Genomic DNA, 12,576 nt, shown 5'->3' with positions numbered 1-12,576 from the left:
AAAGAGATGTATAGCTATTATGGTTAATAGTAATGAGTAAAATTAATAAATGCTATTTAACAAAGTAACTAAAGATAACATTTTACAGGGAATCAAAGATTTTGAAAATAAAGTAAGTGCTTTAATGGGGTTATGTGATGCTTTAGATCAAGAAGAACAACAAAGCCAAGCACATAGTGAGCAGTTAATGCAGAGTGTTTTGCGTGAGGTTTTTGAGGGAAGTAAAAACTGTTGAGATATGAGTGAACAAGAAAAGAATAATACCTTCTTATTGATATTTGTAATTGTTATTGTAATAATTATTTATGTTGGTTCTTTTGGTCAAGTAGATTTAACCATAGAAAATGTTTCTAAACAAAACAATGAGGATAAACTTAATTTAGGAAAACTAAAATCTAGATATAATAAGCTAAAAACTTTAATCCAGAAAAAAGAATCACTAAATATAAAATTAAACAAAAAGTTTAAACGTATTTATTTTGGAGTTCGTCTGGTATTGACTTCAATTTATTTAGGTTATAATGCATTGCTCTATTTTGTTTTTAATATTACTAACCTTGGAGATTTACTTAACTGCAATCAATTAGCTTTAATTGTTATTGCATTATTTTCTTTTATTGCTTTTGGCACACTTGCAAACGTTCAAGATTTTATTAATAATATTAAAATGAGATTAGAGTCTAGAACTTACAATAAGTACGTTGACATAACAGAACAGATAGAAACACATAAAAAAGAAGCAGTTAAATTAACAGCAACTATGACACAGGCTAAATCTAAAATTGAGTTGACAAACGAACCACTTATTGAAAATTCAGTTCCGATAGAAAATAAGAATGATATTGTTAAAAAAAAAATGTAATTTAATTAAAAAAGATATGAGGTAACTGCCATTTTTATAGAAGATTATGATTGCACAGATAGAGATTATACTATAAATTTAGATGGTAATTATTTTTATACTATTAAATTAGGTAATGGTTTTTGTGATGTAAATGTTGCAGAAAATAAACTTTTTATCAATGATTTATTTGATAAAAGTGAGACTTAAAAAAATGTATCTGCTATTGTTGGAGGTAATGGTAGTAGTAAAACGTAAAGCGTTAAAAACTAAAGAAATTTATCATTGTAAAGGCAAAATGGCATATGCAGAAGGGGAGTTTACTGATGATGGTATGCTTGTTTATAAAGGCGGTAAATGTAATTTAAAAGAAACTCCAACAGCTGGTCCTTGGGTTGTTAATAGACGTAAGCAATTATTAAAAGATGGTATATTAAATGAGTCTAATGGTTTGTTAGTCTTTCAAGAAGATTATGTTTTTGATTCAGTTTCTGCAGCAGCAGCAGCTACAGTTTTAGCAAGACGAGCAAATGGTTGGAAGGAATGGAAAAATAAAAATGGTAAAACGTTAGATACGTTAAAAAGAAAATAGCTGTTTAAGAGGTTATCAATTTGTTATTTAATTGATTTAAAAAACGATGTTTTTTCTTTTACACTAATTTCAAAAGGTTCATTACAATGGTATAATTCTAAGTTACGATTATCTATATTCCTAATATAATTCGTATTTATTAAAGTGCTTTGGTTAATTTTTTTAAAACCAAAATTAGCAAGCTCAGTTTCTAAACTACTAATAGTTATTCTTATAGATTCAAACACAATCACACCGTTTTTTCCATAAAAATGAACGTCATTACTACTAGGTTTTTCTACTTTTTTATACGTATTATTAATTAGTTTTTTACCTGTGCTAATTAAAGCAGAGCTTATAAAATAGATGTCCTCTGGATAGATACCCATATTTTTATTTTTAGAAATAGACAGCATAACCAAATCTCCTTTTTGGTATGTATTTTTACTGTTTACTTTTCCAATCACCTTATTTTTAAGGATATACTCAAACTCTTCAATATCAAAAGGCTTGCTTAAAAAACCAGAAATATCCAAACTATTAATTACCTTTTTTTCATTATTGGTAGTCGACGTTAAAAATATTATTTTTTTATTATTTGCTATTTTTTGTGCTAACTCAATACCATTGTACACTGGCATTTCAAAATCTACAATAAGTAAATCGTAATCCTCTTCATTTATTTCTTCATAAGCCTTTTTAGAGCTATCGTAACTTGCTATGTGCTGTAACTCGTAGTCTTTTGGAAGCGTATCTATCTTTGCTTGTACGCGTTTTAAAATTTTAGGCGCATCATCAACTAGTATATAGCGTATCATTTAATTTAAGCTTAAGGTTAATTCAGATAAATATTGTTGGTTAGGTAATGTTTTGTGTTCTAATGTGCTATTTGGGTAGTATGCATCTAATAATTGTTGTAAAGCATTTAATCCAAAATTAGAGCTTTGTGTCATTTTTTCTTCTTGTTCAAATCGTTGCTCTGCACTATTTACCAAGCAATAACTTAATTGTTTATTGGGGTTTTCTTTCAATACGATACTAATAAAAGAAGCTTCTTCATTTAGGCTTCCATGTTTTAAAGCATTTTCAACAAATGGAAAAAATAAGGTTGGTTTTATTTCTATATGCTTTTGTTGCGCTTTGGTTAGCATATTTTTTAAATCAATTTTGGTATTGGGCTTTAAATATTGAATTAAATCTAAAAACATTTCAATATGCTCTAATTCTTCTTTAATACTTGTTTTTTCTTTGTTTAGGGCAGAAACATTATAGTCTAAAAGTTTAAAAATACTTTTTAAAGCTTTTAATGAAGGTAGTTTACTTTTGGTATTCTTATTTTTAAACGGTATTCCTAAAAATGATTTGTAACTGTCTTCTGCTTCTTCTAAGTCATCATAAATCTGGCTTATCACATTTTTTATAAAATGTGCACCAAGTCTGGTGTTATTGGCTTCTACATTTTTATAATTTACATAACGTTCGTATGCTTTTTGTTGGTGACTTATAGCTTCCTTTTGTTGTGCAATTTCTCGATCTTTTTCACTTAAACTAGCATAGAATTTTTCTTTGTAATCTTCTATTTCTTGTTGTAATGCAAAAACTTCTGTGTGCTTATTAGAGAGCTTGTCTTCTAGAGATGCTATTTTTTGAATTTCTTTATCATAGTTAGAAAGAACTAATTGGCTTGCTTCTAATTGTTTGGTTAACTTTTTATTCTTTTTTCTAAAAGAGCGCTTTTTATAGAGATTGTACCAATTTCTTATTATAACCAAGAGAAGTATACAAAAAAGGACGAGTATTACTTTCATTAATACTTCATTTTCAGCTAACAAATCAGCGTATTTAGAATATATATCCATTATTTATATTATCGATTTTAGAGATAGAAACAGTTCTTGTATTCGAGTTCTTTTTTATTTACCTCAAAAAAGTAGGGTTATATCCCAAATATAGTCGGTCTGTCACAAATTAGAAAATTTAATTGTAATCATCTTGATATTTACAGTAATAACAAAAGGGTTTAGCATGTTGCTGAGCTTTTAAAATCTAATTTAAATCAAATATTATGAGTAATTCAAAACAAAACAATCACAAATCCAATCAATCAAATGCCAACAAAGGCACATCTGGAAGTAACAGTACTAATAGTAAAGTGCATGGCAATAGAGGGAAACAGTTAAATCCGAACCGGAACACTAAAAAGTAATTATTAAAGAGAAAACAGGTCTCAAAGCGATACAATTAAGAAATCAGAAAATGAGAGATAGATTTCAAGAAAATTATGGTGTAGATTTTACTACTGATGAAAACTATGATTTGGTTATAGATACGGATGATTTAACAGCCAATGAAATTGCTAGTTTAATAATAGAATATTACCAAAAGAGTAGTGCTGCAACTAAAATCCCTAGCATAAACTTCCACCTTTGGCAACCTTGTAATATGCGATGCAAGTTTTGTTTTGCAACATTTCAAGATGTAAAACAAACCATTTTACCAAAAGGACATTTATCAGAAGCAGATGCTTTAAAAGTGGTAGAGCAAATTGCTGCTGCTGGGTTTCAAAAAATAACCTTTGCGGGCGGAGAACCATTATTATGCAAATGGTTACCAAATTTAATTAAGAAAGCAAAGCAATTAGGAATGACTACTATGATAGTAACCAATGGTAGTAAATTAACAGAGGCTTTTTTAAAAGCGAGCACTGCTTATTTAGATTGGATAGCTCTAAGTGTAGATAGCTTAGAAGAGGAAACAAACATTAAAATTGGTAGAGCAGTTACATCGAAAACACCATTAAGCAAAGCCTTTTATTATGACTTAGTAGATACTATTAAAAAGTATAGCTATGGTTTAAAAATAAATACAGTAGTTAACAAAGTAAACTATAAAGACAACTTAACAGAATTTTTAGCCTACGCAAAACCAAAACGTTGGAAAGTATTACAAGTACTACCAATAAAAGGTCAAAATGATAATAAAATAGATGCTTTCAAAATTACAGACGTAGAATACAAGCATTTTTTAAACACGCATAAAAATGTAGAAACTATTATTCCAGAATCTAATAATGAAATTAAAGGCAGTTATGTGATGGTGGATCCTGCAGGACGTTTTTTTGATAATGCACAAGGCACCCATAAGTATAGTAAACCCATTTTAGAAGTAGGAGTAGCAGAAGCTATTAAAACAATGGATTATGATTTAGATAAATTTTTTAATAGAGGAGGTATTTACAATTGGAATAAAACGAACCAATATACGAGAAAGGAGAAAGCTAATCAGGATGCATAAAATAGCAGGATTTTGTAAAACAGAACATTTTTGCTTTAGACAATGGGATAGACAAATTAGTGATAAAATATTAACACATGTTTTAAAACATATGGATCCCAATATGCCCAATACACTATGTATTGTAAGCCGAAAAGTATTAAGAAAAATAAATAGAAATATGAATACAGAACTCTTTATTAAAATAGATAGAACAACTTTAATAACTTGTTTTTATTGTGATTTTCAAGAGTATTGTAGTGGTGGAAGAGAACAGAAATATGTAATAATTAATCAAATTTAAAAGATGAAGAAGATAGTATTAATAGATATGGATGGTGTTTTAGCTGAGTTAGGTGAAGGGCCTTTCAGTGAAAATAAAAATAAGAAAGGTTTTTTTCTAAATAATAAACCAATTGAAGGAGCAATAAAAGCATTTAAAGAATTGAGTGCTAAGTATGATTGTTATATTGTGTCAACACCTGTATGGAGTAATCCGCATTGTTGGATGGAAAAACGCTTATGGGTTGAAAAACATTTGGGATTGGAAGCTTATAAAAGATTAATATTAACTCATAATAAAGATTTAGTCAAAGGAGATTATATTATTGATGACACTAAAAATTATGGTGTAGATAAATTTGAAGGGGAGCATATTATGTTTGGGAATCAATATTTTAAGAATTGGGATAATGTTTTAGAGTATTTAAAGTAAAAAGAATGAAGATACTGTTTATAAAGTTGCTTTAGCGCTATTCAAAAGAATAAAATAGACTTATCATAGTGATAGAGGCAAAATTGGGAAACAAGAAACCATGGATTACAGTAAGTAATGCTAGTGGATGATTTAAAGATCTGTTTTTTTAGGGGTTTAATGGTTCTTAATTAATTTTATTAAGAGCCTTCAATTCCACACCCAACTCATTAAACATGCCAAGAATACTGCTAATTTTTAATTCTTCTTCGCTGTATTCTTGAGTATTTATACTGCATGTAAACTCCCAGATTTCTAAAATTTCATCTATAGGTACACTGTAGTCGTTATAGGTTTTATTATCAGACATAAGCAATAACGAGTTGTTTAAATCGATGTTATTATACACGCGTTTATAAACCATTCCATCGTTTAGGGTAACTAATACGTAGGTTTTACCAGTTTTAATTTCGCTACGGTCTTCAACAAAACGCCCAATAACAAACGCGCCATCTTTCATGGGTAACATAGAGTCTCCTTTAATAGGAAATGCACGGTGTTTTCCTGTGGGAAGAAAAGGCAGTTTTATTTTTTGAAGCTGCTCAATGTATTCAGGATCATCATATCCTGCTAAATATCCAGCAGAAGCCTTAACAGGAACCACTTCAATTAAGTTTTCGTTATTATCATTAACTTCTAAATACTCGAAAATTTCATTTTGCTCTTTTATGGTGTATGTTTTATGTCTCTTAGGTGTAGTTTTTAAAATGCTTATTTGTGTGATAAAATTTTTATCAATCAGTTCATTATCTTCTAAAACCTGAAAAATTGTACTAAAAACTGTTCGATAATTATTTCTGTTTCTAGCAGAACTATTTAACTGTACTTGGTTTAAATAATCTAAAACTAACTTTTTATTAAGTTCATTAATGTAAACTACAGTCTTGTGATTCTTTTTTAGCCATTTATTTAAACCTTTAAGTCTACTTTTGTAATCGTCTAAAGATTTTTCTCCAATTACATTAGTTTTAAGTTCTATAGCTCTATTAAAAGCATTATCAATTGTTAAATCATTTTTGCTAGCTTCTTTTTTTACGAGCTGTAGAATAGGTTTTGAGATTTCTGTTTTTGGTTCAACTTTTTTGGGTGCTTTTTTTAGTTTATCGCTATGATATTCTGTATTATCTATAAAAGGATTATAACCATCTTTTAATAGCTTAAAAAGTCTTCTTTTATAAAGATTAAGTAGGGTATAGCGATCAGCTTTTGTTTTAAAGCTATTAGCCTTTCCATAAATATTCTTCATGCGTTTTAGCTTACCACTTTTTGGGTCGCGATAAGAGTAATAAACATACCAACGTTTGTTAATATTACCATTTGCATCAAAGATTTTGGGGGTAGAAAATTGCTTTTTGTATTCCAAAACGTGTTCTAAATCGTGTTCATTTTCGTGTTTATGTGTAATTACTTCGTTAAATGTAAGCATAAAAAAACGGTTTAGAGTGAACTAAACCGTTTGTTTGTACATGATTAAGAATTGTAGCGAGAGCGGGGCACGATCCCGCGACCTCCGGGTTATGAATCCGACGCTCTAACCAGCTGAGCTACCTCGCCATTTTGAGGATGCAAATATAAAAACATTATTCATTCCCACAAATAATACTTCATTTAAATTTTCTTAATTTTTTTTGTTATACTTATCAATTAATGTATATATTGAGCATCATTAATATTTTAACACTTATGGACGATAAAGTCAAATTTGAAATTGAATTTCCTATACATGCTTCACCGCAATTATTATATCAATATATATCAACTCCTTCTGGCTTGTCAGAGTGGTTTTCAGATAATGTAAATTCTCGTGGCGAGTTGTTTACATTTATTTGGGACGATAGCGAGGAGCAAGCAAAGTTATTGAGTAAAAAAAGTGGAGAACGTGTAAAGTTTAGATGGTTAGAAGACGAGGATGATACAACCACATATTTTGAAATTAGAATTCAGGTGGACGATATAACCAAAGATGTGTCTTTAATGATTACCGATTTTGCTGAAGACGACGAGGTCGACGAGGCTAAAATGCTTTGGTCAAATCAAATTTCTAGCTTAAAGCAAGTATTAGGATCTGCATAATTCTATCTAAAGGAATTAAAATTATATATTTGCCTCACTCAAAAAAAAATAAATTGGGTGAGGTTTTTTTATGATAAATTTTAATGAAAATATTGTAGATAACAATACCAAGTTATCAATAGAGAATAGAGGATATACTTATGGCGATGCACTTTTTGAAACCATAAAAGTTGCAAATGGAAAGATTTTGTATTGGGAAGATCATTATTTTAGATTAATGGCCTCTATGCGTATTATGAGAATGGAGATACCCATGAATTTTACAATGGAATATCTTCAAGAGCAAATAGAAAAAACATTAAATGCCAACCAATTATTAACTAGCTCTGCAAGAGTAAAATTAATGGTTCATAGAAACGAAGGTGGTTTGTACTTACCAAACACTAACGCAGTTAGTTTTATTATTAGCGTAAAACCATTAGACCAAAATATATACATACATAATACAGATTTTTACGAGGTAGATTTGTATAAAGACCATTATTTATCTCCAAGCCTACTATCTACATTAAAAACCAACAATAAAGCCTTAAATGTTATTGGTAACATTTATGCAAAAGAAAATAATTTAAACAATTGTTTTGTTTTAAATACAGACAAGCAAGTTGTAGAAGCTTTAAATGGTAATGTTTTTTTAATAAAAGGCAATACTGTTAAAACGCCCCCCTTAAACAATGGCTGTTTAAAAGGCGTAATGCGTAAGCAAATAATAGAGCTTTTAGAAAAATTACCAGATTGGGAGCTAGAAGAATCACCTATTTCACCATTCGAAATTCAAAAAGCAGACGAAATTTTTATAACTAATGTAATTGTAGGTGTTCAGCCCGTTACAAAGTACAGAAAAAAGCAATATAAAGCCAACTTATCTAAAATACTAATAGATAAGTTAAACATAAAAATACGGTTAGGCTAGTTGTAACTTGGGTTTTCTGGAGCATTAGACCAAATACTGTACTCACCACCAAGTTCTAGCATTTTTTCTTTCCAGAAAAATTCGTAATCTTTTTCTATAATATTCTTTTTGTAAACGTTTTCTGTTACTAACCACGAATTTGCCTTTAATTCAGATTCTAATTGATTTGTATCCCATCCAGAATATCCAAGAAAAAATCGAATATCGTTTTCGTTAATCGTTTCGTCAGATATTAGTTCTGCCACTTTACTAAAATCTCCACCCCAAAAAATGCCTAAAGATATTTCTATACTATTAGGTATAAGCTGTGGTACTTTATGAATAAAATATAAATTATCTTGCTCTACAGGGCCACCGTTGTATACTTTAAAATTGGCTTCAACTTCAGGAACCAAATCGTTAATACTATATTCTAACGGTTTGTTAAGTATAAAACCTATAGAGCCCTCTTGAGTGTGATCTGCTAATAATACTACAGAGCGGTTAAAAGAAACATCGCCTATAATAGCTGGCTCAGCGATTAACAAATCACCTTTTTTTGGTTTTGATGTTGTCATGCTTGAAAGAATTTTAACTAAATCTAATCTTTATTTGTCAATAATGCAACACTTAGCTAAATATTTTGAATAAAAAAAGCCTTCTGTAATAGAAGGCTTTTAATAATATATCTAAGTAAATATTAGTTTACTGCATTTGATAAATCAGATCCAGCTTTAAACTTAACAACGTTTTTAGCTTTGATTTTGATTGTAGCTCCTGTTTGTGGGTTTCTTCCTTCTCTAGCAGCTCTTTTAGAAACTGACCAAGAACCAAATCCTACTAAAGAAACTCTGTTTCCTTTTTGTAAAGCTCCTTCTATTTCAATGATTGCACACTCTAAAGCTTTTTTTGCAGCTGCTTTAGTAATTCCTGCGTGCTCTGCCATTGCGTCAATTAAATCTGTTTTGTTCATAATATAAAGTTTAATTATTAATAATTCGGTTAAACATTTTTGTTAAATCCTCTACAAATTTATACGGATTATGCAACCATGCAAGTAATAGCAAGGGAAATACGTACTATTGTTAATAACTTAAAGCTTTTGTTAATAAAGAAGGTGTGTTTTAACGATTATTTAAGAATATGAGTAATAATAAGGGTTTAGAGCGTTTTCGCATCACTCTCAAATTGATACCCGTTTAAAAGCGATTTTATATCCATAGCTTTTTTTCCTGGCAACTTAATTTCTAATATATTTATGTAGCCTTCTTTTACTGAAACTTTTAGCGATTTTTTTGTAGAAATAATCGCTCCAATGGCCTTAGAGTGGCTTTCTATTTCTTTCTCGGCTTTATAAATTTTAACATCCAAGCGATCGGATCCGTTTAAAATAGTGCACCATGCAGCAGGGTACGGACTTAACCCACGTATTAAATTATAAATATCCTCAATAGGTTTTTTCCAATCAATTTTACAATTATCTCTATTTAGTTTATAAGCAGTTTTAATACCGTCAATATCTACTTGAGGTGTCGTAGTAGCCTTTCCGGTTTCAATAAGTTTTACGGTTTTTAAAACAAGCAGGCTACCAATGCGCATTAAATCATCATGTAATTTTCCTGCATTTTCTTTTTCATCAATATCAATCTCTTCTTGCAAAATCATTTCGCCAGTATCAATTTTTTCATCAATAAAAAAAGTAGAAACCCCAGTTTTTGTTTCACCATTAATAATAGACCAATTAATAGGTGCAGCTCCTCTATAATTTGGAAGTAAAGATGCGTGTAAGTTAAAAGTACCATATTTAGGCATTTGCCAAACCACTTTAGGTAGCATTCTAAAAGCTACAACAATTTGCAAATTGGCATTTAAAGCATTTAATTCTTCTAAAAAAACGTTGTTTTTTAAGTTAGTAGGTTGTAAAATATTTAAACCTTCAGCTTTGGCATATTTTTTTACCGCACTCTCGTTTAATTTACGCCCTCTACCAGCAGGTTTATCTGGCGCAGTAATTACACCAACAATATTATATTGGTTGTCTACTAATGTTTTTAAAGTGGCAACAGCAAAATCTGGCGTTCCCATAAATATAATTCTCAATGCATTCATTTTTTTATAATTTTTATTTTGGCGTTTCCCTGCGGGTCGGGCTATTCGTTTCAAGTCCTCGTGCCTGCGGGCTTTACACTGCTATCCATAACGCAATATCTTGCTAGTGTAATGGTAAAACCTAATATGTTTATTGTTTTTTTATAATGGTATATGTTTATAAATGACTTAATTTATAAGTATTTGCCTCTGTAACACTTATAATATTATGTTCTAATAGTAATTTTAAAACTGCTTTAATTTCTATATCTGTACAACCCAGTGTGGTAGTTATCTCTCGCGAAGAGTACGCTCCGTTTTGCAACAATTCAATTAATTCATTTTTTAAAGCACCAACATCTTGGGGTTTTTTAGCCGAGTTTATATTAGTGCAAACCGAGCAAATACCACAAGGTTTAACATCTTTTTCTCCAAAATAGGAGAGTAGTTGTACGCTTTTACAAACCAATTCGTTTTCAACATAGCTAAGCATGGCTTTAACTTGTCTTTGCTTCAATTCATTTTGTAATTCTATCCCTTTAGCAATTCTATTAATAGTTTTATCATCTTCTCGAGGCATTATAAAAGTAACCTGTGCATCAGTTTTACTAGCCTTTAAAGCAATTATTTCGTCTTTTTCTAACGCTTTTAAAGCATGCATTAAATCAGATTCGTTAATAGATGCTTTGTTTGCAATATTTAAAGTGTTTATTTTAGTTTCGTTATCAAAAACCCCACCGTAAAGGCGTAAAATACATTTTACAATTAAACTTAAATTGGGGTGTGTATTTAAATAATTAAAAAGAGCATTATTGCTAATTATAAATTGAATAGAAACTTTATTTTTAAATTGTTTTGTTAAACTAATTACACTGTTTCTATCTAAAACTAAAAGTGCATTATAGCTTAAAATAGCATTAAAATTATAGGTTTTACAAAACGAATTAAAATCGAAATCGTTAGTAATATCTTCGCCCTCGCCATAAGAAATTTGAAAATAACTACACAGTTTTCTGTAAACTTGTTTTATAAAATCTACAGGCGGTAAAACCTTTAAAAACTGATTTTCTACCAATTGCTTGTCGCTTTTGTTTTTTAAAATAACAGCAAAAGCTTTTTCGCCATTACGACCAACACGACCCGCTTCTTGAAAGTAGCTCTCTATACTTTCTGGTAAATTAAGATGAATAACCGTTTTAACATCGGGCTTATCAATACCCATTCCAAAGGCATTTGTAGCAACCATTACCTGTTTTTGGTTGTTAATCCATGCAGCCATATTCGTGTCTTTTTCGCTATTCGAAAGTCCGCCATGGTAGTAAGTGGCACTAATGTTTTTATTGTTTAAATGTGCACTTAATTCTAGTGTTAGTTTTCTGTTTCTAACATAAATTATAGAAGAGGCTTTATATTTTTTTAATATAGTTTCTACTCTGTAATATTTATCGTCTTCATGTAAAACTAAGTAAGCCAAATTAGGCCTAAAAAAAGATTGTTTAAAAATTTTAGGTTTTATAAAATCGAGTTCTTTAATAATATCTTCTATAGCCTCAGGCCTCGCAGAAGCTGTAAGTGCTAAACAATTAATAGTTGGATGTAGGCGTCTTAAAATAGAGATGTTTTTGTATGCAGGTCTAAAATCGTTTCCCCATTGCGAAATACAATGGGCTTCGTCTACCGCTATTAAATTTACATGCATTTGCTCTATACGAGCTTGTACAATTTCCTGCTGTAAACGCTCTGGCGAAATATACAAGAATTTATAATTGCCATATATGCAATTATCTAAAAGAGTGTCAAGTTCTTTATAACTAATTCCGCTTGTAATGGCCATAGCTTTTATACCTTTATCTTGTAAGGCTTGTACCTGGTCTTTCATTAAAGCTATTAATGGCGATACAACTATGCAAATGCCTTTTCTAGCAAGTGCAGGTATCTGGAAACATATCGATTTACCTCCACCAGTTGGTAATAAAGCAAAGGTGTCTTCGTTGTTAAGAACCGCATTAATAATGTCTTCTTGATTGGGGCGAAACTCTGTAAATTTCCAATAACGTTCTAATATGTTAATGGGATGTTCCATA

The 12,576-nt window shown here is 30.0% G+C and carries 16 protein-coding genes and 1 tRNA gene; 9 read left to right on the top strand and 8 right to left on the bottom strand.

The genetic code is table 11. The annotated features are described in order from the left end of the window. The first annotated feature begins 49 nt into the window (after positions 1–49). The 3 genes from ABD715_RS12295 to ABD715_RS12285 all read left to right on the top strand — a co-directional run bounded on the left by ABD715_RS12295 (position 50) and on the right by ABD715_RS12285 (position 1,433). Positions 50–235, top strand: a complete 186-nt coding sequence (locus ABD715_RS12295) for a hypothetical protein (RefSeq protein ID WP_344788551.1) — start codon at positions 50–52, stop codon at positions 233–235. 3 nt (positions 236–238) lie between these two features. Beyond that, positions 239–862 carry a hypothetical protein gene (locus ABD715_RS12290; RefSeq protein WP_344788550.1) on the top strand — a complete coding sequence of 208 codons (624 nt, stop codon included), beginning with the start codon at positions 239–241 and terminating at the stop codon, positions 860–862. Between the two features lie 178 nt (positions 863–1,040). After that, positions 1,041–1,433, top strand: a complete 393-nt coding sequence (locus ABD715_RS12285) for a DUF4357 domain-containing protein (RefSeq protein ID WP_344788549.1) — start codon at positions 1,041–1,043, stop codon at positions 1,431–1,433. Between the two features lie 23 nt (positions 1,434–1,456). On the opposite strand, the gene ABD715_RS12280 is transcribed toward ABD715_RS12285, so the two are convergent. Together ABD715_RS12280 and ABD715_RS12275 are read right to left on the bottom strand one after the other, a co-directional pair. Then, positions 1,457–2,230 (bottom strand): LytR/AlgR family response regulator transcription factor, encoded by a 774-nt coding sequence (locus ABD715_RS12280; protein WP_344788548.1) that lies wholly within the window; start codon positions 2,228–2,230, stop codon positions 1,457–1,459. After that, on the bottom strand, positions 2,231–3,271 hold the full coding sequence (locus ABD715_RS12275) for a hypothetical protein (protein WP_344788547.1): 1,041 nt from the start codon (positions 3,269–3,271) through the stop codon (positions 2,231–2,233). A gap of 206 nt (positions 3,272–3,477) precedes the next feature. Between ABD715_RS12275 and ABD715_RS12270 the strand changes: the two genes are divergently transcribed. From ABD715_RS12270 to ABD715_RS12255, 4 genes are read left to right on the top strand one after another with little or no spacing between them, the layout of a single operon-like run. Continuing rightward, positions 3,478–3,618, top strand: a complete 141-nt coding sequence (locus ABD715_RS12270) for a hypothetical protein (RefSeq protein WP_344788546.1) — start codon at positions 3,478–3,480, stop codon at positions 3,616–3,618. Between the two features lie 50 nt (positions 3,619–3,668). After that, positions 3,669–4,706 carry a viperin family antiviral radical SAM protein gene (locus ABD715_RS12265; protein WP_344788545.1) on the top strand — a complete coding sequence of 346 codons (1,038 nt, stop codon included), beginning with the start codon at positions 3,669–3,671 and terminating at the stop codon, positions 4,704–4,706. After that, positions 4,699–4,989: a hypothetical protein gene (locus tag ABD715_RS12260; protein ID WP_344788544.1), complete on the top strand. Its 291-nt coding sequence runs from the start codon at positions 4,699–4,701 to the stop codon at positions 4,987–4,989. The genes ABD715_RS12265 and ABD715_RS12260 overlap by 8 nt, the downstream gene beginning before the upstream one ends. A 3-nt stretch (positions 4,990–4,992) precedes the next feature. Next, positions 4,993–5,400 carry a 5' nucleotidase, NT5C type gene (locus ABD715_RS12255; RefSeq protein ID WP_344788543.1) on the top strand — a complete coding sequence of 136 codons (408 nt, stop codon included), beginning with the start codon at positions 4,993–4,995 and terminating at the stop codon, positions 5,398–5,400. 166 nt (positions 5,401–5,566) lie between these two features. Here the strand turns inward: ABD715_RS12255 and ABD715_RS17845 are convergent, their stop codons facing one another. Together ABD715_RS17845 and ABD715_RS12245 are read right to left on the bottom strand one after the other, a co-directional pair. Further along, positions 5,567–6,397, bottom strand: coding sequence for a S24 family peptidase (locus ABD715_RS17845; protein WP_425567976.1), 831 nt, complete (start codon positions 6,395–6,397; stop codon positions 5,567–5,569). Between the two features lie 522 nt (positions 6,398–6,919). After that, positions 6,920–6,993: transfer RNA gene (locus ABD715_RS12245), tRNA-Met, on the bottom strand. Positions 6,994–7,122: 129 nt separating this feature from the next. Between ABD715_RS12245 and ABD715_RS12240 the strand changes: the two genes are divergently transcribed. After that, a complete protein-coding gene (locus ABD715_RS12240; RefSeq protein ID WP_344788542.1) occupies positions 7,123–7,512 on the top strand; it encodes an START-like domain-containing protein in 390 nt (129 codons plus the stop codon). 70 nt (positions 7,513–7,582) lie between these two features. After that, complete coding sequence (locus tag ABD715_RS12235; RefSeq protein ID WP_344788541.1) at positions 7,583–8,425, top strand: aminotransferase class IV; 843 nt, start codon at positions 7,583–7,585, stop codon at positions 8,423–8,425. On the opposite strand, the gene ABD715_RS12230 is transcribed toward ABD715_RS12235, so the two are convergent. The 4 genes from ABD715_RS12230 to ABD715_RS12215 form a co-directional block, all read right to left on the bottom strand. Further along, a complete protein-coding gene (locus ABD715_RS12230; RefSeq protein WP_344788540.1) occupies positions 8,422–8,982 on the bottom strand; it encodes a YqgE/AlgH family protein in 561 nt (186 codons plus the stop codon). The two genes, ABD715_RS12235 and ABD715_RS12230, sit on opposite strands and share 4 nt — an antisense overlap. Before the next feature lie 122 nt (positions 8,983–9,104). Then, entirely contained in the window at positions 9,105–9,377 is a 273-nt protein-coding gene (locus tag ABD715_RS12225) for an HU family DNA-binding protein (protein WP_092852637.1), read from the bottom strand. A gap of 188 nt (positions 9,378–9,565) precedes the next feature. Continuing rightward, positions 9,566–10,513 (bottom strand): methionyl-tRNA formyltransferase, encoded by a 948-nt coding sequence (gene fmt / locus ABD715_RS12220; protein ID WP_344788539.1) that lies wholly within the window; start codon positions 10,511–10,513, stop codon positions 9,566–9,568. A gap of 157 nt (positions 10,514–10,670) precedes the next feature. Next, positions 10,671–12,575, bottom strand: coding sequence for a RecQ family ATP-dependent DNA helicase (locus tag ABD715_RS12215; protein ID WP_344788538.1), 1,905 nt, complete (start codon positions 12,573–12,575; stop codon positions 10,671–10,673). Position 12,576 lies beyond the last annotated feature (1 nt).

Origin of the sequence: Postechiella marina, from assembly GCF_039538365.1 — a bacterium.
In the GTDB taxonomy this organism is placed as follows: domain Bacteria; phylum Bacteroidota; class Bacteroidia; order Flavobacteriales; family Flavobacteriaceae; genus Postechiella; species Postechiella marina.
The sequence above is the reverse complement of the archived record's forward strand: the minus strand, read 5'-3'. Positions and strand labels throughout refer to the sequence as shown.

Coding starts and splice junctions, on each gene's coding strand:
- ABD715_RS12255 (WP_344788543.1), top strand. CDS start 4,993: ATGAAGAAGATAGTATTAATAGATATGGATGGTGTTTTAGCTGAGTTA.
- ABD715_RS12225 (WP_092852637.1), bottom strand. CDS start 9,377: ATGAACAAAACAGATTTAATTGACGCAATGGCAGAGCACGCAGGAATT.
- ABD715_RS12230 (WP_344788540.1), bottom strand. CDS start 8,982: ATGACAACATCAAAACCAAAAAAAGGTGATTTGTTAATCGCTGAGCCA.
- ABD715_RS12270 (WP_344788546.1), top strand. CDS start 3,478: ATGAGTAATTCAAAACAAAACAATCACAAATCCAATCAATCAAATGCC.
- ABD715_RS12280 (WP_344788548.1), bottom strand. CDS start 2,230: ATGATACGCTATATACTAGTTGATGATGCGCCTAAAATTTTAAAACGC.
- ABD715_RS12260 (WP_344788544.1), top strand. CDS start 4,699: ATGCATAAAATAGCAGGATTTTGTAAAACAGAACATTTTTGCTTTAGA.
- ABD715_RS12215 (WP_344788538.1), bottom strand. CDS start 12,575: ATGGAACATCCCATTAACATATTAGAACGTTATTGGAAATTTACAGAG.
- ABD715_RS12275 (WP_344788547.1), bottom strand. CDS start 3,271: ATGGATATATATTCTAAATACGCTGATTTGTTAGCTGAAAATGAAGTA.
- fmt (WP_344788539.1), bottom strand. CDS start 10,513: ATGAATGCATTGAGAATTATATTTATGGGAACGCCAGATTTTGCTGTT.
- ABD715_RS12290 (WP_344788550.1), top strand. CDS start 239: ATGAGTGAACAAGAAAAGAATAATACCTTCTTATTGATATTTGTAATT.
- ABD715_RS12295 (WP_344788551.1), top strand. CDS start 50: ATGCTATTTAACAAAGTAACTAAAGATAACATTTTACAGGGAATCAAA.
- ABD715_RS12240 (WP_344788542.1), top strand. CDS start 7,123: ATGGACGATAAAGTCAAATTTGAAATTGAATTTCCTATACATGCTTCA.
- ABD715_RS12265 (WP_344788545.1), top strand. CDS start 3,669: ATGAGAGATAGATTTCAAGAAAATTATGGTGTAGATTTTACTACTGAT.
- ABD715_RS12235 (WP_344788541.1), top strand. CDS start 7,583: ATGATAAATTTTAATGAAAATATTGTAGATAACAATACCAAGTTATCA.